Origin of the sequence: Bacillus sp. AFS001701, assembly GCF_002559405.1 — a bacterium.
In the GTDB taxonomy this organism is placed as follows: domain Bacteria; phylum Bacillota; class Bacilli; order Bacillales; family Bacillaceae_G; genus Gottfriedia.
In genome coordinates this window covers 1-318 of record NZ_NTZO01000354.1, presented here as the reverse complement: position 1 = coordinate 318, position 318 = coordinate 1, and the positions used below count along the sequence as shown (strand labels likewise).

General features: G+C 25.8%; 1 protein-coding gene. It reads left to right on the top strand.

What is annotated here, in order from left to right; genetic code table 11:
* On the top strand, window positions 1-256 hold a 256-nt coding region (locus CN514_RS25855; RefSeq protein WP_176525984.1), incomplete at its 5' end, for a hypothetical protein.
* Between the last annotated feature and the right edge of the window lie 62 nt (window positions 257-318).

Below are 318 nucleotides of genomic sequence, written 5' to 3'. Positions count from 1 at the left end.
TTTGATTAAAAATATTATTGATACAGGTGCATATATACCGTTTTTAATTGGAGGTTTTGTTACAATATTAGGCATTCTGTTTAATAAATCTAAACATGAAGTAATTAAAAAAGGAAACAAAAAAGGTAGAGAAGGAAGTAGCATTTTAGTTGAATTGGTTTATATAATTATCGGATTCCTACCATGGCATGTTGTAAAGGTGATAACTATATTATTTGGCTTATTTTTTATTTGGTTAGCTATTATGACAATATGAGTACTCATAAAAAAGTAAGTAACAATTACTAATATAATTTAATACAACTAACGCATGCGTTA